Annotated in this window: 14 protein-coding genes and 1 tRNA gene; 6 read left to right on the plus strand and 9 right to left on the minus strand. The window is 73.7% G+C overall.

The features are described 5' to 3' along the window. The first annotated feature begins 128 nt into the window (after positions 1-128). Entirely contained in the window at positions 129-1,049 is a 921-nt protein-coding gene (sigJ, locus tag ACIQIB_RS12095; RefSeq protein WP_363607496.1) for an RNA polymerase sigma factor SigJ, read from the plus strand. A 104-nt stretch (positions 1,050-1,153) separates the two neighbouring features. Next, the gene (locus ACIQIB_RS12100) at positions 1,154-2,221 is read left to right on the plus strand and encodes an NAD(P)/FAD-dependent oxidoreductase (RefSeq protein WP_400757740.1); all 1,068 of its coding nucleotides are present in this window, start codon (positions 1,154-1,156) and stop codon (positions 2,219-2,221) included. Between the two features lie 77 nt (positions 2,222-2,298). Here the strand turns inward: ACIQIB_RS12100 and lepA are convergent, their stop codons facing one another. Further along, entirely contained in the window at positions 2,299-4,167 is a 1,869-nt protein-coding gene (gene lepA / locus ACIQIB_RS12105; RefSeq protein ID WP_363607498.1) for a translation elongation factor 4, read from the minus strand. Positions 4,168-4,344: 177 nt separating this feature from the next. On the opposite strand from lepA, the gene ACIQIB_RS12110 reads away from it, so the two are divergent. The 3 genes from ACIQIB_RS12110 (at position 4,345) to ACIQIB_RS12120 (ending at position 6,259) form a co-directional block, all read left to right on the plus strand. Then, on the plus strand, positions 4,345-4,650 hold the full coding sequence (locus ACIQIB_RS12110) for an antibiotic biosynthesis monooxygenase (protein WP_363607499.1): 306 nt from the start codon (positions 4,345-4,347) through the stop codon (positions 4,648-4,650). Between the two features lie 221 nt (positions 4,651-4,871). Further along, entirely contained in the window at positions 4,872-5,138 is a 267-nt protein-coding gene (rpsT, locus tag ACIQIB_RS12115; protein WP_363607500.1) for a 30S ribosomal protein S20, read from the plus strand. 275 nt (positions 5,139-5,413) lie between these two features. Then, positions 5,414-6,259 carry a hypothetical protein gene (locus ACIQIB_RS12120; RefSeq protein ID WP_400757741.1) on the plus strand — a complete coding sequence of 282 codons (846 nt, stop codon included), beginning with the start codon at positions 5,414-5,416 and terminating at the stop codon, positions 6,257-6,259. 140 nt (positions 6,260-6,399) lie between these two features. On the opposite strand, the gene holA is transcribed toward ACIQIB_RS12120, so the two are convergent. Next, positions 6,400-7,395: a DNA polymerase III subunit delta gene (gene holA / locus ACIQIB_RS12125; protein ID WP_363607502.1), complete on the minus strand. Its 996-nt coding sequence runs from the start codon at positions 7,393-7,395 to the stop codon at positions 6,400-6,402. A gap of 187 nt (positions 7,396-7,582) precedes the next feature. Here holA and ACIQIB_RS12130 point away from each other — a divergent pair, with 187 nt between their 5' ends. After that, positions 7,583-7,819: a hypothetical protein gene (locus ACIQIB_RS12130; RefSeq protein ID WP_363607593.1), complete on the plus strand. Its 237-nt coding sequence runs from the start codon at positions 7,583-7,585 to the stop codon at positions 7,817-7,819. Between the two features lie 18 nt (positions 7,820-7,837). On the opposite strand, the gene ACIQIB_RS12135 is transcribed toward ACIQIB_RS12130, so the two are convergent. The 7 genes from ACIQIB_RS12135 to ACIQIB_RS12165 all read right to left on the minus strand — a co-directional run bounded on the left by ACIQIB_RS12135 (position 7,838) and on the right by ACIQIB_RS12165 (position 18,349). Further along, complete coding sequence (locus ACIQIB_RS12135) at positions 7,838-10,429, minus strand: ComEC/Rec2 family competence protein (RefSeq protein ID WP_400757742.1); 2,592 nt, start codon at positions 10,427-10,429, stop codon at positions 7,838-7,840. A 142-nt stretch (positions 10,430-10,571) separates the two neighbouring features. After that, a complete protein-coding gene (locus ACIQIB_RS12140) occupies positions 10,572-11,480 on the minus strand; it encodes a ComEA family DNA-binding protein (protein WP_363607524.1) in 909 nt (302 codons plus the stop codon). 141 nt (positions 11,481-11,621) lie between these two features. After that, positions 11,622-12,467 carry a DegV family protein gene (locus ACIQIB_RS12145; protein WP_363607525.1) on the minus strand — a complete coding sequence of 282 codons (846 nt, stop codon included), beginning with the start codon at positions 12,465-12,467 and terminating at the stop codon, positions 11,622-11,624. A 147-nt stretch (positions 12,468-12,614) separates the two neighbouring features. Further along, the gene (locus ACIQIB_RS12150; RefSeq protein ID WP_400757743.1) at positions 12,615-13,400 is read right to left on the minus strand and encodes a hypothetical protein; all 786 of its coding nucleotides are present in this window, start codon (positions 13,398-13,400) and stop codon (positions 12,615-12,617) included. 321 nt (positions 13,401-13,721) lie between these two features. Further along, the gene (leuS, locus tag ACIQIB_RS12155) at positions 13,722-16,619 is read right to left on the minus strand and encodes a leucine--tRNA ligase (RefSeq protein ID WP_400757744.1); all 2,898 of its coding nucleotides are present in this window, start codon (positions 16,617-16,619) and stop codon (positions 13,722-13,724) included. A 232-nt stretch (positions 16,620-16,851) separates the two neighbouring features. After that, complete coding sequence (locus ACIQIB_RS12160; protein ID WP_363607528.1) at positions 16,852-18,159, minus strand: hypothetical protein; 1,308 nt, start codon at positions 18,157-18,159, stop codon at positions 16,852-16,854. 117 nt (positions 18,160-18,276) lie between these two features. Then, positions 18,277-18,349: transfer RNA gene (locus ACIQIB_RS12165), tRNA-Ala, on the minus strand. Positions 18,350-18,702 lie beyond the last annotated feature (353 nt).

Genomic DNA, 18,702 nt, shown 5'->3' on the forward strand with positions numbered 1-18,702 from the left:
GTGAGCCCGTGTCCGGTTCCTGGTGAGCCCGCGGTCGGTTCGCGGGGTGAGCCGGAGTGAGAGGTCGGCCGGTCCGACGTCCCACTCCGGCTCTTCGGCTTCCGGAGGCCGGCCGCTACGGTGGGGCCGTGCGTGACGACCTCTCGGCTCCCTCCACGGCGGGCCAGGACCCGGACGCCTTCGAGGCGAACCGGCGGTACCTGGGCTCGGTCGCCTACCGGCTGCTCGGCTCGTTCAGCGACGCCGAGGACGTGCTGCAGGAGGCCTGGCTGCGCTGGCGGACCGCGGACCAGGCCGCCGTCGCCGACCCGAGGGCCTTCCTGACCACCGTCGTCACCCGGCTCTGCTACGACCAGCTGGGCTCCGCCCGGGCCCGCCGGGAGGCCTACTTCGGCGAGTGGCTGCCCGAGCCGGCCGTCTCCTACGAGGACTCCCCCGCCTCCCCGGCCGAGCTGGCCGAACGCGGCGAGTCCGTCTCCCTGGCCCTGCTCGCCGTGCTGGAGCAGCTCACCCCCGCCGAGCGGGCCGCGTTCGTGCTGCACGACGTGTTCGCGGTCGGCTTCGACGAGATCGCGGCCGGCCTCGACCGCACCCCCGCCGCCACCCGCCAACTGGCCTCCCGGGCCCGGCGCCGGGTGAAGGACGGCGGCCGGCGCGCCACCGCCGATCCGGCCGAGCACCGGCAGGCGGTGCGGGCCTTCGCCGCCGCCACCGCCGGCGGCGACATCCAGGGCCTGCTGGCCGTCCTCGACCCGGACGTGGTCTGGCACTCCGACGGCGGCGGCATCGTCACCGCGGGCGCCCGCCCGGTGCTCGGCGCCCAGAAGGTCTCCCGGCTGGTGGCCGGGCTGGCCTCGAAGTGGGTCACGGCCGAGGCCGGAGTCGGCTTCGCCCTGGTCAACGGCGAGCCCGGACTGGTCTGGTACGAGAGCCCGGGCCGGATCGGCGGCGTGGTCGCGTTCACCGTCGCCGACGGCCGGATCACCGAGGCGTACGCCGTGGTCAACCCGGAGAAGCTGGCCCACCTGAACGAGGCGCCGACGGCATGACGCCGGGGTGACGCGAGCGTGACGCGGGTCACTGTCACAGCCGGGCCGGCCACGTCGTCCCCTTCCCGGACACGCGCGGAGAGCGCGGCGGAGGAGGCGGACACATGACCGAGAAGCAGATCGTCGTACTGGGGGCCGGTTACGCGGGACTGACCGCGGCGGCCCGGGCGGGCAAGCGCGACCGGGTGACCCTGATCGCCCCCGAGACCCGTTTCCTGCACCGCATCCGCCAGCACGAGACCGCCGCCGGCCACCCCGAGCACCGGCCCGCCGTGGCCGACCTGATCCGCGGCCGGGGCGTACGGCACGTCCGGGCGCGCGCCACCCGCCTGGACCTCACCGCCCGCAAGGTGTTCCTGGACACCGGCGAGGCCGTCTCCTACGACACCCTGGTGTACGCCCTCGGCAGCCGCACCGCCTGGCACGGTGTCCCGGGCGCCGCCGAGCACGCCCGCACCGCCGAGCAGGCCGCCGAACTGGCCGAACGGCTCCGCTCCGCCGAACGCCCCGGCACCGTGGCCGTGGTCGGCGGCGGCGCCACCGGCATCGAGCTGGCGGCCGAGCTGGCCGAGGCCCACCCGCGGTGGCGGGTCCGGATCGTCGCGGCGGGCCAGGTGGGCGGCTGGTTCTCGGCCAGGGGCCGGGGCCACGTCCTGCGGGTCCTGGAGCGGCTCGGGGTCGAGGTGCACGAGCAGAGCACCGTCACCGCGGTCGACGCGGCGGGCCTGGACACCGCGCGCGGCCGGATCCCGGCCGACCTGGTCGCCTGGGCCGCCGCCATGGAACCGCACCCGCTGGCCGCCGAGGCCGGTCTGGCGGTCACCGCGAGCGGTCGGGCCGTCGTCGACGACCGTCTGCGCTCGGTCTCCCACCCGGACGTCTACGTGATCGGCGACGCCGCCGAGGTGACCGTCCCCGGGACCGGCACCCTGCGGATGGGCTGCGCCACCGCCCAGCCGATGGGCAAGTACCTCGGCCGGGTGCTCGCCGGACGCACCGACAGGCCGTTCGCCTTCCGGTACGCCGTCCAGTGCCTCAGCCTCGGCCGCCGCGACGGGCTGCTCCAGCTGATCCACGGGGACGACTCCATGCGGCCCACCGTGTTCACCGGCCGGGCCGGGAAGCTGGCCAAGGCGGCCATCGTCGGAGGCGTGGTCTCGACCCTGCGCTGACCGGCGGCCGGCACCGGCGGCCGCGCACGCGAACGGGCCCGGGGCTGCTCGCCCCGGGCCCGTTCAGCCACCGCTGGTTACTTCTTTTCCTTCGGCGCCTCGGCGTCAGTGGACAGCGCGGCGATGAAGGCCTCCTGCGGGACCTCCACGCGGCCGACCATCTTCATCCGCTTCTTGCCTTCCTTCTGCTTCTCCAGCAGCTTGCGCTTACGCGAGATGTCACCGCCGTAGCACTTGGCGAGCACGTCCTTGCGGATCGCGCGGACCGTCTCACGGGCGATCACCCGCGAGCCGATCGCGGCCTGGATCGGCACCTCGAACTGCTGGCGCGGAATCAGCTTCTGCAGCTTGCCCGCCATCATCACGCCGTAGTTGTAGGCCTTGTCCTTGTGCACGATCGCGGAGAAGGCGTCCACCGCGTCGCCGTGCAGCAGGATGTCGACCTTCACCAGGCTGGCGCTCTGCTCACCGATGGGCTCGTAGTCGAGCGAGGCGTAGCCCCGGGTCTTGGACTTCAGCTGGTCGAAGAAGTCGAAGACGATCTCGGCGAGCGGCAGGGTGTAGCGCAGCTCGACCCGGTCCTCGGAGAGGTAGTCCATGCCCTGGAGGTTGCCGCGGCGGGACTGGCAGAGCTCCATGATCGCGCCGACGAACTCGTTGGGCGCCAGGATGGTGCCGCGCACGACCGGCTCGAACACCTCGGCGATCTTGCCGGTGGGGAACTCGCTCGGGTTGGTGACGGTGTGCTCGCTGCCGTCCTCCATCACCACGCGGTACACCACGTTCGGGGCGGTGGAGATCAGGTCGAGGTTGAACTCCCGCTCCAGGCGCTCCCGGATGATCTCCAGGTGCAGCAGGCCGAGGAAGCCACAGCGGTAGCCGAAGCCGAGCGCGACCGAGGTCTCCGGCTCGTAGACCAGCGCGGCGTCGTTGAGCCGCAGCTTGTCGAGGGCGTCGCGCAGCAGCGGGTAGTCCGAGCCGTCCAGCGGGTAGAGGCCGGAGAAGACCATCGGACGCGGGTCCTTGTAACCGCCCAGCGCCTCGGTCGCACCCTTGTGCATCGAGGTGATGGTGTCACCGACCTTGGACTGCCGGACGTCCTTCACACCGGTGATGATGTAGCCCACCTCGCCGACGCCGAGGCCGTCGGCGACCTTCGGCTCGGGCGAGATGACACCGATCTCCAGCAGCTCGTGCGTCGCGCCGGTCGACATCATCGCGATCCGCTCGCGCTTGGTGAGCTGCCCGTCGACCACACGGACGTAGGTGACCACACCGCGGTAGGAGTCGTACACCGAGTCGAAGATCATCGCGCGCGCCGGGGCGTCCTTGACGCCGACCGGGGCCGGAATGTTGGCGACGATGTGGTCCAGCAGCTCCTCGACGCCCAGGCCGGTCTTGGCGCTGACCTTGAGCACGTCGGCCGGGTCGCAGCCGATGATGTGCGCGATCTCGGCGGCGTACTTCTCCGGCTGGGCGGCCGGCAGGTCGATCTTGTTGAGCACCGGGATGATCGTGAGGTCGTTCTCCAGCGCCAGGTACAGGTTGGCGAGGGTCTGGGCCTCGATGCCCTGGGCGGCGTCCACCACCAGGACGGTGCCCTCGCAGGCGGCGAGGGAGCGGGACACCTCGTACGTGAAGTCCACGTGGCCGGGGGTGTCGATCATGTTGAGGATGTGCGTCGTACCGGTGTCCGGGCCGGTCTTCGGCGCCCACGGGAGGCGGACGGCCTGCGACTTGATGGTGATGCCGCGCTCACGCTCGATGTCCATACGGTCGAGGTACTGGGCACGCATCTGCCGCGGGTCGACGACGCCGGTGATCTGCAGCATCCGGTCTGCGAGCGTCGACTTGCCGTGGTCGATGTGGGCGATGATGCAGAAGTTGCGGATCAGCGCCGGGTCGGTACGGCTGGGCTCTGGCACATTGCTGGGGGTCGCGGGCACCTTGGTCCGATTCTCCGTTGGTCCGGGGGCCGGGGGTGTCCGGGTCATCGCTGACCGGTTTCCCGGGGACCGGACAGTCGTCCGATCGAAATAGTTCCTCCCATCTTCCCACGCCCGCGACGTGCGCCGCCGGTCGGTTCTTCCACAGGCCTCCGCGGCGCGGCAGGATGGCGTTCCATGATCCTCGAAAGCGCCCTGCTCGATGTCCTGCCCGGCCAGGAGGAGTCCTTCCTCGCCACCTTCGCCGAGGCCCGGCCGCTGATCTCGGTCCAGACCGGATTCCGCGCGCTGGAACTGCGCCGCTGCCTGGACGAGGGGCGCGGCTCGCGGTTCCTGCTCCAGGTGGAATGGGAGACCCTGGAGGACCACACCGAGGGGTTTCGCCGCTCGGCCGAGTACCAGCGGTGGCGGGACCTGCTGCACCGGTACTACCGGCCCTTCCCCGAGGTGGAGCACTACGGCGAGCCGCTGCTGAGCGCGTAGGCCGGGGCGGACCGGGGGCGGCCGGACCGGGGCGGGCCGTCACGGGCGGGCCGCCGGGGCGGCCGGTTTGGGGCGGGCGGCGGCCCCCTGGTAGCGTGGGGCGCTGCACCTGGCCTCGGCATGCCCTCTCAGCTGGTCCGGCGGCCGCGCGGTGCAACCCTCCCCCAGCCTTCGGCCGGGGGGACCTCCAGAACCGTTACAGACAAGACTGAGGCTCCTTCGTGGCGAACATCAAGTCCCAGATCAAGCGCAACAAGACCAACGAGAAGGCGCGCCTGCGCAACAAGGCCGTCAAGTCCTCGCTGAAGACCGCTCTGCGCAAGGCCCGTGAGGCCGCTGCCGCCGGCGAGACCGAGAAGGCCGCCGTGCTGGCCCGCGCCGCCTCCAAGGCGCTGGACAAGGCCGTGAGCAAGGGCGTCATCCACGCCAACCAGGCCGCCAACAAGAAGTCGGCCATCACCAAGCGCGTCAACGCCGTCCAGGCCTGACGCCCCCGGGGCCCACGGCCCCACACGCCTCAGGACGAACCGGCCCTCTACCCGAACTCCTGAGGTACGACAAGGATTCGCACCGCACGCGGCCTGCGTTCGCCACGCGGGTGCGGTGCACAGAGCAGTACGGCAGGCGCCGCAGCGGACCTCTTCCCCAGAGGTGGCTGCGGCGCCTGTCGCGTGCTGTGGCCGTACCGCTAGGGTTCGGTCACGGCAAGGCAATGGGGATCACGTTCGACGATCACCTGTGCAGAGGGCTCAGGGGGGCACCTATGGCGACACCACCGCCACCACCGCCGCTACCGGGACAGAGCGGGCCGGGGTTCGCCGGTTTTCCGCAGCAGCACCCGCCACAGCATCCGCAGCAGTTCCCGCCGGCGACGGCCGTTCCGGGCTTCGGCCCGCCGCCCGGGCTGCCCGCCTCGCCCGGCCTGCCACCGGCTCCGGGCGGCGGTGGGCCGGGCCGACGGGCCGGGAACCTGCGCCGCAACGCCGTCTGGGCGTTCGTGGGCGCGCTGCTGGCCTCGGCCGGCTGGGCCGGCGCCGTGGCCGTCGTACCCCGGATGGTGACCAGCGGCTCCTTCCCGCAGAGCGTCCGCGGCTACCACACCGTGGACAAGCTCTGTGACGCGGGCAAGCTCACCAAGTTCAACCAGAACTACCGCATAGTGGACAACTATCCGCTGCAGCACAGCAGCCGGAGCGACTCCATGGACATCATGCGCTGCTACGCGTTGATGAAGCGGACGGTCAGCGGGAGCGACAGCCCGGACTACGCCACCATCGACATGCGCGCCGAACTGCACAAGGCCGTCGACGCCGCCCCCGAGTTCGCCGCCACCAGGATCTTCTTCGAGCAGCAGAAGTACGAGATCACCGATGTGCGGAACCTCGGCCAGGAGGCCTACTTCGCCTACGGCGACGAGCCGACCAGCTCGGACAAGACCTTCCACGACATCAACTGCTACCTGGAGGTCCGGGACGGCGGCATGACGTACTCGCTCTACTGGACCGACAACTACCAGACCGGCAAGGACTACACGCTGGACCGCGACACCGTCCGGCAGATCATGATCGCCGACAGCCGGGACGTCCTCAAGGCGATCGGCGGACCGTAGCGGCGGTGGCTCCGGGGTGGCGGTGGCTCCGTAGCGGCGGTGGCTCCGGGGTGGCGCGGGCCCGCCGGGCAGGGCGGGTCAGCCGTACCGGGGTGAGCCCGCCCGGGGGTGAACCGCCGGGCCGCTGTGGCGGGAGCCGCTCAGTACGGGCGGGAGCCCGCGCGGGAGGCCCGGGCGACCGCGACCACGGCCCGCTCCAGGGCGTACGCCGGGTCGTCGGACCCGCCCTTGACGGCGGCGTCCGCCTGCGCGATCGCGGTGAGGGCGATGGCCACCCCGTCTCCCGTCCAGCCGCGCATCTGCTGGCGGACGCGCTCGACCTTCCACGGCGGCATGCCCAGCTCGCGCGCCAGGTCGGCCGGTCGCATGTTCCGCCCGGTGGTCGCCAGCCGCCCGATGCTGCGGACCCCGGACGCCAGGGCGTAGGTGATGCCGGTCGGCGGCTGCCCCACGGCCAGCGCCCAGCGCAGCCGCTCCAGCGCCTCGGCGGCCCGGCCGGTGACCGCGAGGTCGGCCACCTCGAAGCCGGTGGCCTCGGCCCGGCCGCTGTAGTAGCGGGCGACCACGGTCTCGTCGATGGTGCCCTCGACGTCCGAGGTGAGCTGGCTGCAGGCGGCGGCCAGCTCGCGCAGGTCACTGCCGAGCGCGTCCAGCAGGGCCTGGCACGCCTCCGGTGTCGCCGACCGCCCGAGCGTGCGGAACTCGCCCCGGACGAAGGTCAGCCGCTCCCCCGCCTTGGCCAGCTTCGCGCACTGGACCTCCCGGCCCCCGGCCTTCCGCCCGGCGTCCAGCAGCCCCTTGCCCTTGGCGCCGCCGGCATGCACCAGCACCATGATCACTTCATCGGCCGGGGACTCGATGTACGCCTTGACCTCCTTCACGGAGTCGGCGGAGAGGTCCTGAGCGGCCCTGACCACGATGACCTTGCGCTCGGCGAACAGCGAGGGCGTGGTCAGCTCGGCGAGGCTGCCGGGCTGGAGGCCCCCGGGCGGGATGTCCCGCACGTCGGTGTCGGAGTCCGCCGCCCTCGCCGCCGCCACCACCTGGGCGACCGCACGGTCGAGCAGCAGCTCCTCCTGACCGACCGCGAGGGTCAGCGGGGCGAGCAGATCGTCGGGTGCACTCTTCCTGGCCATCGCCTACCAGCATCCCACGGGGTACGGACACTCCCCGCCCGGCCGCGACCGCCACCGCGACAGGAACGCGACCGCCACCGGAGGCAGGGCCGAACGCGAGCCGCGCACCCGGCCCGGGGAGAATGGACCGGTGACCGAAGACCTCACCATCGACCAGCCGGACGCCTTCGACCCGCGCGCCCGGCAGCTGCTCGTCCTTCCCGACCGCGACGCCGCCGACGAGGCGGCGGAGGAGCTGAGCGCCAACCACCCCGACCTCGGCGAGCTGGAAATCGTCCGGGACGCCCTGGCCGGCGAGGACGACGCCGAGGACGCGCAGTGGCTGGTGGTCGTGGAACCTCCCGAGGACGGCTGGACGGCCCGGCACCTGCGCGCCCTGGACGCCGTCGCGGCCGAGAACGAGGGCTGGCGCGAGGAGGGCTGAACAGCGGGGCCGCATGCTTCAGTGCCCTCCCGCCGGCCGGTCGCCGGACGGATGGACGACCGCACCGAGGCCGGCCGGGGTCTCCCCGGTCAGGGCGATGTCCCCGGCCCGGTCCGTCCGCAGCACGGCGGCGCCGAGGGCCCGAAGCCGCTCCACCGTCCGCGGCGAGGGGTGCCCGTACGGGTTGCCCTCGCCGCAGGAGATCAGCGCCAGCCGGGGGCCCAGGGCTGCGGCCAGCCCCCAGTCCTGATGGGCGGACCCGTGATGGGCCACCTTCAGAACGTCCACCCGGGTCCGGCCGAGGCGGCCGAGCAGCACCGACTGGGCCGGTGGTTCGAGGTCGCCCAGCAACGCCAGCCGTAGTCCGCCGGCCAGGGTGACCAGCAGCGCGACGCTGGCGTTGTTGGCGCCGGATGCCGAGGCCGCCGCCTCGGCATCCGGCCAGAGCACCTCCCAGGAGAGGCCCGCCCCGGCCGCCCGCCGTTCGCCGCGCCCGGCGCGCAGCAGCGGGACACCGGCGGCGGCGGCCCACCCTGACACCCGGGCCGCCTCACCCGGCGGATCGTCCAGGGTGGTGCCCTCGATCGCCCCGACCCGGCGCCCGCGCAGCACCCCCGGTACGCCCTCGACGTGATCGGCGTGAAAGTGCGTCACCAGCAGCAGTGGAACGGCGGTGATGCCGAGGTCGCGCAGGCAGCGGTCGGCCGCGCGCGGGTCCGGACCGGCGTCCACCACCACTGCGCTGTCGGGCTCCCGGCCGCCCCCGGACACATCGGCGGGGACGACGGGGAGCACCAGCATGTCGCCCTGGCCGACGTCGCACATCGCCATCCGCCACCCCGGGGGCGGCCAGCCGGTGGCGATCCGGGTGAGCAGGGGCGGTCGCAGCAGGACGGCCGGCAGGGCCAGCAGGAGCAGGCCCGCCACCAGCAGCCGGATGCGCCCGCCCCGCAGCCGCCTGCCCCGAAGGCCGGCCCGGCCGGGCGCGCCCGCGCCGGTGTCCACCCGCCGGGCGAGCAGCAGCGGCGCCGTCCAGCAGACCGCCACCGTGGCCAGGGCGAGCGACACCGTCCCGAACAGCCCGCCCGGCCAGGACAGTTGCGCGCCCGGCAGCTCGGCCCCGCGCCTCGCCACCGCCGCCAGCCAGCCGACCGGGATCGCGGCCGGCTCCGCGAGCACCCGGGCCAGCGCCGGCGAGAGCGGGTCCAGCGCGAGGACCGCGAAGCCGAGCAGCGTCGCCGGGGCCACCGCCAGCTCGGCCAGCAGATTGCACGGGATCGCGACCAGGCTGATGTGCGCGGACAGCACGACCGTCACGGGCGCGCAGAGCGCCTGGGCGGCCGCCGTGGCGGCGACGGCGCCCGCCAGGTGACGCGGCCAGCCCCGGGCCCGCAGGGCGGCCGCCCAGTGCGGGCCGAGGACCAGCAGGCCGGTGGTGGCGAGCACCGAGAGGAGGAAGCCGAACGACCGCGCCAGATACGGATCGACCAGCACCAGGATCAGAACGGTGCCGGCGAGCGCGGGCACCGCCTGGCGGGGGCGGCCGGTGGCCAGGGCCAGCAGCCCGACCAGGCCCGTACCGGCCGCCCTCAGCACGCTCGGCTCCGGCCGGCAGATGGTGACGAAGGCCAGGGTGACGGCCGTGCCCAGCAGCGCGGTACTGCGCAGCGAGAGCCCGAGCAGGGCCGCCAGGCCCCGGCGCTCGGGCGTACCGGCCCGCCCCGGCGCGCCCAGCAGCACACCGAGCACGATCGCCAGGTTCGCCCCGCTCACCGCGACCAGATGGGCCATGTCGGTGGCCCGGAAGGCGTCCCGGAGATCGTCGGGCAGCCGGGAGGTGTCGCCGACGACCAGACCGGGGAGAAGACCCCGCGCGTCCGGCGGGAGCCCGTCAGAGGCCGCCCGCAGGCCGCCCCGGAGCCGGCCCGCGATCCGTTGCGGCAGGCTCGGCGTCGCGAGCTGCCGGGGCGGCCCGTGCGGGAGCAGCAGCGCGGCGGACTCGGTGTCGTGGCCCTCACCGGCCGGGCGGACCTCGGCCTCGACGGCCAGCCGGGCCGACGGGAGCAACCGCTGCCAGGCCTCGACCGCCTGCCCTCGCACCAGCACGGTCACCGGGGTCCGCGTCCGGACCGTGTACCCGGCACCGCTGGTACGGCGGTCACCCGGGGCAGGCCCGTCCCGGACGGTGACACGGTCCGCCACGGCGTCCACGGTGAGGACGGCCTGCCCGCCGGTCGGCCCCCCGCTCCGGGAGGTACGGGCTCTCGGGTCGCCGGTGACGGTCAGTTCGACGCCCACTTCCGGGGCGGGCGGCGGCGGTTCGGGCGGGCGGCCGGCACCCCGGGGAGCCGCGGCCGCCGCGGCACGGGCCAGCTCGGGCAGCGGCCCCCGGTGCAGGTCGGCGGTGTGCAGGAGGGTGGCGGCGGTGGCCGCCGCACCGGTGAGGAGGACGGCGGCCAGGGTGGCGGCCGTCCCTCGGCTCCGGCGCACACCCGGGCGGGTGAGCAGGAGGACGCCCACCACTGCCGCCGCTCCCGCCGACACCGACGCCACCGCACCGTGCCCCGGGTCCAGGCCGAGCAGCGCGGCCGCGACCACCCACGCCGACACGGCGGGGAGCAGCAGCCGGAAGTCGGCGGCCGGGGCACGGGCGGGCGAAGCCGGGTCGACGGTGGCGATGACGGTACCTCCCTTCGGCGAGGCGGCGGAGCGGGGACGACGGACGGACCGGGCGGCGGAGCGGGGCGGGGAGTCAGAGGGTGAGCAGCGGTCTGATCTCGGCGTAGATGTGCTCGCCGATGCCGTTGACCTGTCTCAGCTGGTCGAGGGAGCGGAACGACCCGTGCGACGTGCGGAACAAGAGGATGCGCTGGGCAAGCGTCGGGCCGACGCCGGGGAGGGTGTCGAGCTGCTCAAGGGTGGCCCGGTTGATGCTGACCGGCTGCTTCGGCCCGGCCGCCGCCGGAGGGCCGGATCCCGCCCCGGCGGCAGGGGGCGGCCCGGGCTCGCCGACCAGGATCTGCTCACCGTCCGTCAGCACCCTGGCCAGGTTGAGGCTCTTGGTCTCCGTCTCGGGCAGCGGGCCACCGGCCACACGCAACGCGTCCGCCACCCGGGACCCGCCGGGCAGGGTGTGCAGCCCCGGCGCGTGCACCCTGCCCCCGATGTCCACCACCACGGCCCCCGCCCCCGGGCCGGTATCGGGGCCGGCCCGGGCAGCGGCATCGGAGGCGGTCTCCGCCGAGGCCGGTCCGCTCGCCGCCGGTGCCGGCGCCGCCGAGGCGACCGCCACCACCGGCACCGCGACCGGCCGGGGCCGCGCCAGCCAGAAATGCTGAAGGCCGTAGCCCACGGCAAGCAGCAGCAGGACGGTGAGCCCGGCCACCGCCCGCCGGTCGAGTACCACCGCCGGGGCGAACCGCGAACGCGCCCTGCCGCCCCCAGCCGCAGGCGGCTCCACCACACCCGGCTCCGACACCCCTCCCAGAGGCACCCCTCCCAAAAGCGGCCCGCCCGAAGTCACGCCCGACGGCGGCCCGGTGGCCACCGGCTCCCCCGCACCGAGCGGCCCTTCGGCCGCCGGCAGCAGTGCCGACATCCGCAGACGGGCGGTCTCACCGATCTCATGGCGCTTGGCCGCGCCGAGGCTCACGCTGGTCATGCGCAGCACGCTAGGAGCCCTCGGCCACCCTCGGGAGAATGACCAAAATCCTGTGGAAAACCAGGGGGTTGTGGATAACTCAGGTCACTCGTACGAGTGCCGATCACTCCTACGAATTGACCACCACCACGCCACCCGGCCTCAGCGCGGCGAGACCACCACCGCCAGCAGCCCCGGCCCGACGTGAGCGCCGATCACCGCTCCCACCTCGCCCACGTACAGGTCCCGCAGCCCGGGCACCCGGCCGCGCAACCGCTCCGCGAGCGGCTCCGCCCGCTCCTCCGCCGCCAGATGATGAACGGTGATGTCGACCTCGCGCTCGCCCGCCCGCTCGACCGCGATCTCCTCCAGGCGGGCGATCGCCCGGGACGCCGTCCGGACCTTCTCCAACGGCTCGATCCGCCCGCCCGCCAGGTGCAGCAGCGGCTTCACCGCCAGGGCCGAACCGAAGAACGCCTGGGCCGCACCGATCCGGCCGCCCCGGCGGAGGTGCTCAAGTGTGTCGACGTAGAAGAAGCCGCTGGTCACCGCCGTCCGCCGGATGACGGCCTCGGCCACCTCGTCCAGCTCCCGCCCGGCCGCGATCGCCTCGGCCGCCGCCAGCACGCCGTACCCGAGAGCCATGCCGACCAGCCGGCTGTCCACCACCCGCACCGGGACGGGCGCCTCGGCCGCCGCCAGCCGGGCCGCCTCCACAGTGCCGGACAGCTCACCGGAGATGTGCACCGAGACGATCCCCTTCGCCCCGGCCTCGGCGGCCGCCCGGTAGGCGGCGGCGAAGGACTCGGGGTTGGAGCGCGAGGTCGTCACCCGCTGCTTGCCGTTCAGCGCCTCGGCGACGTCCTTCGGGGAGATCTCCACCCCCTCGGCGAGGACCGAGTCACCGACCGCGACGCTCAGCGGGACCACGGTGATCCCATGGCGATCAACAGCTTCGTGCGGCAGATAGGCCGTGGAATCGGTGACAAGTGCGAGGTCGGCGGGCATGAGGCGGAGGTTACTCCCCGCCCTGCCCGGATAACAGCGCCGGACGGCAGCACCCGGACGACGAGGCCGGGACACCCCAACAACACGGCATACGAGGCCTGCGGGACCGACAGGACCAACAGGACCAGGACACCCGGGGCCGGCAGGTCAGCCCGCCGACGATCCCGTCGTCGGCTTCCGCAGCCGCTGCGCCAGCCGGGCCAGCGGGTCACCGAGGCCCAGCAGGTCCTCGGCGCTCGGCCGGCCGCCCTTCCCGTCGGTCAGCCCCGGCCGCTGCTGCGACCCCTCCCGAGCGGCACCCGCGGCACCGGCCCCACGCCCGGCACCAGCCCCTGCGGTCCCCGAGGCCCCCGCGGACCCGGAAGAGCCCGCACCCCCCGACGTGTCCCAGTGCCGCAGCGCCCCCGCCTCGCTCTCGCACTCCTTGCTGAGCCGGCTCAGCTCGTCGTCCGCGAAGCGGTGCATCCGGTCCTGGGCGGCCCAGCGCATGGTCTCGGCGGAGTGGGTGATCCGCTCGGCCCGCTCCCGCAGCTCGGGCAGCTTGGCCGCGATCCGGCCGGCGTCGGGCTCGCGCTCCAGCGTCCGCAGCTCTCCGTCCAGCTCGGCCGCGTGGACGTCGAGCCGGGCCAGCAGGCCGAGCGACTCGCTGAGCTGGCCGTCCTGGGCGAGGCCGCTCTCCAGTACCTGGCGGGTGCCGCTCAGCGAGGTCCGCAGCCCGAGGCGGACGGCGGAGATCTGCCCCTGCGGGCCGGCCTTGGTGTACGTCTTCGCCTTGAGGGCGGCGTTCTCCACCGCACGCCGGGCGTTGGCCTCGTGCCGATCGACCTTCGCCGCGACCGCCTTCGCCGCCTTCACCGTGCCCACCACGGCCAGGACCGCCACCGCGATCCCGAAGAGCAGGGCCAGGCCGATCATCACGCCGAGCACGTCCATCACGAGTCACCTTCCGACAGCCGAACCGGCCCCCACCGGGCCCAACGCGGACCGGGTCGCCGAGGGTTCCACGGTAGCCTCCACTCCGGTCCCGGGGCAGGCCGAACGAGCCTCCGACGGCCGAGATCAGGGACAAGTCGGGGATCTCCCCCGAGGGTCCCCCGCCCACCGGACCGGTCGGCGGGATCAGCCCGGCCACGACGCCCGGAACGCCACGGGGCCGGAAGCACCGCCACACCCGAAGCACCACCACGCCCGGAACGCCACAGGGCGGGCGCCCCGAAGGACACCCGCCCCGAACAGCCGGACACCGGCGAAACGTCAGCCGGTGACGATGTTCACCAGCTTCGGCGCACGCGCGATCACCTTGCGCACCGGCGCGTCACCGATCGCGGCGACGACGGCCGGGTCGGCCAGCGCCAGCGCCTCCAGCTCGGCGTCGGAGATCGCCGGGGCGACCTCCAGCCGGGCCTTCACCTTGCCCTTGACCTGCACCACACAGGTCACCGTCTCGTCCACCACGTACGCCGGGTCGGCGACCGGGTAGTCGGTGTGCGCCAGCGACTCGCCGTGGCCCAGCCGGCGCCACAGCTCCTCGGCGATGTGCGGGGCCAGCGGGGCGACCAGCAGCACCAGTTGCTCGGCCACCACCCGCGGCGTGGACCCGCGCTTCACCAGGAAGTTGTTCAGCTCGATCGCCTTGGCCACGGCCGTGTTGAAGCGCAGCCCGGTCATGTCGCCGCGGATGCCGTCGATGGCCTTGTGCAGCGCGCGCAGCGTCGCCTCGTCGGCGGGCTCGTCGGTGACGACCAGCTCGCCCGTCGCCTCCGAGACGACGTTGCGCCACAGCCGCTGCAGGAAGCGGTACGAGCCGACCACCGCACGGGTGTCCCACGGACGGGAGACGTCCAGCGGGCCCATCGACATCTCGTACAGGCGCAGCGTGTCGGCCCCGTACTCGTCGGCGATCTCGTCCGGCGCGACGGCGTTCTTCAGGGACTTGCCCATCTTGCCGGCCTCGCGCTTGACCTGCTCACCCGCCCAGAAGTACGCGCCGTCGCGCTCCTCGACCTCGGCGGCGGGCACCGGGAAGCCGCGCTCGTCGCGGTACACATCGGCGGTGATCATGCCCTGGTTGAACAGCTTGTGGAACGGCTCGACCGAGGAGACGTGGCCCAGGTCGTGCAGCACCTTGTGCCAGAAGCGGGCGTACAGCAGGTGCAGTACGGCGTGCTCGGCACCGCCGACGTACAGGTCGGCGCCGCCGCCCGGCTTGGTGGCCGTCGGGCCCAGCCAGTACTGCTCGTTGGCCGGGTCCACCACGCGCGAGCCGTTGGACGGGTCGACGTAGCGCAGCTCGTACCAGCACGAACCGGCCCAGTTGGGCATGGTGTTGGTCTCGCGGCGGTACCTCTTCACGCCGTCGCCCAGGTCCAGCTCGACGTTGACCCAGTCCTCGTTGCGCGACAGCGGGGTCTTCGGCGAGGAGGCGGAGTCGTACGGGTCGTAGGTGTGCGGCGAGTAGTCGTCCACCTCGGGGACCTCGACCGGCAGCATCGACTCGGGCAGCGCGTGCATCACGCCGTCCTCGTCGTAGACGATCGGGAAGGGCTCGCCCCAGTACCGCTGACGGCTGAACAGCCAGTCACGCAGGCGGTAGTTGACGGTGCCCTCGCCGATGCCGTGCGCGGTCAGCCAGCCGGTGACGGCGGCCTTGGCGTCCACCACGCTCAGGCCGTCCAGCGAGACGCCGTCCTCGGTGCCCTCGGCGTGCGCCGAGTTGACGATGACGGAGTCGTAGGTGTCGAAGGCGTCGTCCCAGGTGTGCGGGTCGTCGTCGCGCCCGTCGGTGGGCTTGACGACGCAGCGCATCGGCAGTGCGAAGGCGCGGGCGAACGCGAAGTCGCGGCTGTCGTGGGCCGGGACGGCCATGATGGCGCCGGTGCCGTAGCCCATCAGCACGTAGTCGGCGATGAACACCGGGACGGGCTCGCCGCTGACCGGGTTCACCGCGTACGCGCCGGTGAACACACCGGTCTTGACCTTGGCCTCGACCTGACGCTCGACGTCGGACTTGGCCGCGGCGGCGGCGCGGTAGGCGGCCACGGCCTCGGCGGGGGTGGCGGCGCCACCGGTCCACTCGGCCGGGACGCCCTCGGGCCAGGCGGCCGGGACGATCGAGTCGACCAGGCCGTGCTCGGGGGCCAGCACCATGTAGGTGGCGCCGAACAGGGTGTCGGGGCGGGTGGTGAAGACGGTGATCTTCTCACCGGAGCCGACCGCGAAGTCGACCCGGGCACCCTCCGAGCGGCCGATCCAGTTGCGCTGCTGCAGCTTGATGGCCTCGGGCCAGTCCAGCAGGTCCAGGTCGGAGATCAGGCGGTCCGAGTAGGCGGTGATCCGCATCATCCACTGGCGCAGGTTCGACTTGAACACCGGGAAGTTGCCGCGCTCGGAACGGCCGTCCGCGGTGACCTCCTCGTTGGCCAGCACGGTGCCCAGGCCCGGGCACCAGTTGACCGGCACCTCCTTGGAGTACGCCAGCCGGTACTCGCCCAGCAGCTCGTCGCGCTCGGCGGCGGACAGCTCCGCCCAGGCACGCCCGTCCGGGGTCTGCCGCGCGCCGGACTCGAACTGCGCGATCAGCTCGGCGATCGGGCGGGCCTGGCCGGCCTGCTCGTCGTACCAGGAGTTGAAGATCTGCAGGAAGATCCACTGGGTCCAGCGGTAGTACTCCGGGTCGATCGTGGAGATCGAACGGCGCGGGTCGTGGCCCAGGCCCAGCCGGCGCAGCTGCTGGCGCATGTTGGCGATGTTGGCCTCGGTGGAGACCCGGGGGTGGGTGCCGGTCTGCACCGCGTACTGCTCGGCGGGCAGGCCGAAGGCGTCGTAGCCCAGCGTGTGCAGCACGTTGTGGCCGGTCATCCGCTGGTAGCGGGCGTAGACGTCGGTGGCGATGTAGCCCAGCGGGTGGCCGACGTGCAGGCCCGCGCCCGAGGGGTACGGGAACATGTCCATGATGAAGCTGTGCGGCTTCGCGGTGACGTCACCGGCGGCCGGGTCGGCCAGGTCGCCGGCCGGGTTGGGGGCGTTGAACGTGCCCTCCTTCTCCCAGATGTCCTGCCAGCGGGACTCGATCTCCGCAGCCAGGGTGGCGCTGTACCGGAACGGCTCGGTTGCGGCTTCGGCCGCGCCGGAAGCAGGGGTCGTCTCGCTCATGGTCCTTCAAGCTCCATCGATGTCGGTTGGCGAACCGTCGCCGGGCCCGTACCGGTACCCGGCCGGCCACGGCCAGGGCGCGGGAAACGCAGGCGGAAAACAAAAAATCCCCTCGCAGGAGGGGACGCCACGCCGACTCCGGCACCGCCCGAAGGCGCGGCCGGTCCTGGTCAGCGCGGCCGGCTAAGGAGCAGGCGCACGGTTCGCATGGGCTCAGGGTACCGCAAGGGGCTCAGGCGCCTCCCGGCAATGCCGCCCGGGAGGCCGCGTCGAAGTCGCGCAGCGCCCGGGCCACCCGCTCGGACTGCATGCCGGAGGCCAGCGCGCGGGCCAGGACGGCGGTCCTGGCGGCCTCCTCGGGGGCGCCGTCGCGGCGGTGGGAGTCGGCCAGCCGGACCAGCAGCAGGGCCTTGGCCCGGGCCCGGCCGGGGCCGAGGCCGGCCACCGCCTCGGCGAGCAGGGCCTGGGCCCGCCGGTGGTCACCGAGGTAGAGGTACGCCTCCCCCACCATGCCCGCGAGATCGGCCCCCGTCTCGGGATCCGCCATCACCCCGTCACCCGCCTCCGCGAACGCCCGCTCCGCCGCCGCACCGGCCGCCTCCGGCTCGCCCCACCGCCCGTACGCACGGGCGATCCGGCCGTACTGGAGCGCCCGTTCGGCCGGGCCGAGGGTGTCCCCGGCGGACTCCAGCGCCGCGGCCAGCATCGTGACGGCGCCCGACCCCCGCCCGCCCGGACCGTGCGTGGCCAGTACCACCAGAGAGCCGACCACCTCCACCCCGAGCCGGGGGTCGCCGCTGACGTGCGCGGCCCGCAGCGCGGCCACGAACGCCCGCTGGGCGGCCGCGTCATGGCCGAGGTCGTAGGCGGCCGAGCCGGCCAGCCCGGCCAGCCGGCTCGCCGTGCCGTACAGCTCGCGTCCGCGCTTCTCGTCGTACGCGCCGAGCTCCAGCAGTTTGGCCACCATGGCGAGTTCGGCCCGGGCCGGGCCGAGGACGAGCCCGCCCCCGCAGGCCCGCTCCAGCCGCAGCTTGCTCCGGTAGGAGAAGCCGAGCTCGTCGACCAGGCCGGGGTCGATCCGCAGGGCGCCCTCGCCACCGCCGACCGGTGGTGGCGGGGAGGCCAGCCGACGGGCGGCCTGGTCGAGGTCGGCGCCCCGGAAGAGGTCGGTGAGCCGGACCGGCCCGGCGTCGGTGGCCGCCTCGCGCAGGGCGGTCTGGGCGGTGTCGGCCGTCCACGGGTCGGTGAGCAGCCGCGGCGAGAGGATCTTGGCTCCCCGGTTGCCGCCCATCCGGCCCCAGAGCTGCTCATAGGTGACGGCGATGCCCAGCGTGCGGCTGAGCACCTCGCAGACCGCCTGGTCGTGCGGGCTGCGCGGCACCATGCCCCGGTCGCGCCACTTGTACGGGGCGGTGGAGCTGATCGCCAGGCCGGGCTGCAGGGTGAGGTTCACCTCCCGGGCCAGGCGCTCCGGGTTCCAGCCGAGCTGGTGCAGTATCCGGGCCAGTTCCTCGTTGCGTCTGCGCTCCAGATCGGCCATGTCACGACCGTAGCGGGCGGCACGGGCCGGGCGCTGCGAGACGGGTCAACCGTGCGCCCGCCCGGCGGGAAACGCCGAGGGCCGCCTCCCGGAACGGGAGGCGGCCCTCGACTGCTGTGGAGCTACGGGGAATTGAACCCCGGACCTCTTGCATGCCATGCAAGCGCTCTACCAACTGAGCTACAGCCCCTTGACCTGCGTTGTCACCGGGGGCTACCTGCGGTTTCCCTCGGCGACATCGACTACTTTACACGGTCACGGGGGTGGTCCACGAATCCGTTGCCGGAGGCGCCCGCGGGCCCGCCCGCCACCCGCCGGGTACGGCCGGCGAAGGCCCCCGCGAGGACGGCGGTGACGAGCACCCCGCCGCCGACCGGCAGCACGCACCCGAAGCACCCAGAGCACGCGGAGACGGCGGGAACCCGCAGGGCCCGGGAACACGGACCCGGAAAACGGAGAAGGGGGGCCCCCCCGGGGGGGGGGGGGGGGGACAGTTGTGGTGGGGAGGGGGGTGGTAGACCCCGCCCGAGTGGTGGCGGGGCA

Source organism: Kitasatospora sp. NPDC092286 (assembly GCF_044755565.1).
GTDB lineage: Bacteria > Actinomycetota > Actinomycetes > Streptomycetales > Streptomycetaceae > Kitasatospora.

What these genes read in the sequence shown, in the direction of transcription:
- ACIQIB_RS12100 (WP_400757740.1), top strand. Translation starts at nt 1,154, where the DNA reads ATGACCGAGAAGCAGATCGTCGTACTGGGGGCCGGTTACGCGGGACTG.
- ACIQIB_RS12110 (WP_363607499.1), top strand. Translation starts at nt 4,345, where the DNA reads ATGATCCTCGAAAGCGCCCTGCTCGATGTCCTGCCCGGCCAGGAGGAG.
- ACIQIB_RS12120 (WP_400757741.1), top strand. Translation starts at nt 5,414, where the DNA reads ATGGCGACACCACCGCCACCACCGCCGCTACCGGGACAGAGCGGGCCG.
- holA (WP_363607502.1), bottom strand. Translation starts at nt 7,395, where the DNA reads ATGGCCAGGAAGAGTGCACCCGACGATCTGCTCGCCCCGCTGACCCTC.
- ACIQIB_RS12140 (WP_363607524.1), bottom strand. Translation starts at nt 11,480, where the DNA reads ATGACCAGCGTGAGCCTCGGCGCGGCCAAGCGCCATGAGATCGGTGAG.
- ACIQIB_RS12145 (WP_363607525.1), bottom strand. Translation starts at nt 12,467, where the DNA reads ATGCCCGCCGACCTCGCACTTGTCACCGATTCCACGGCCTATCTGCCG.
- ACIQIB_RS12150 (WP_400757743.1), bottom strand. Translation starts at nt 13,400, where the DNA reads ATGGACGTGCTCGGCGTGATGATCGGCCTGGCCCTGCTCTTCGGGATC.
- leuS (WP_400757744.1), bottom strand. Translation starts at nt 16,619, where the DNA reads ATGAGCGAGACGACCCCTGCTTCCGGCGCGGCCGAAGCCGCAACCGAG.
- ACIQIB_RS12160 (WP_363607528.1), bottom strand. Translation starts at nt 18,159, where the DNA reads ATGGCCGATCTGGAGCGCAGACGCAACGAGGAACTGGCCCGGATACTG.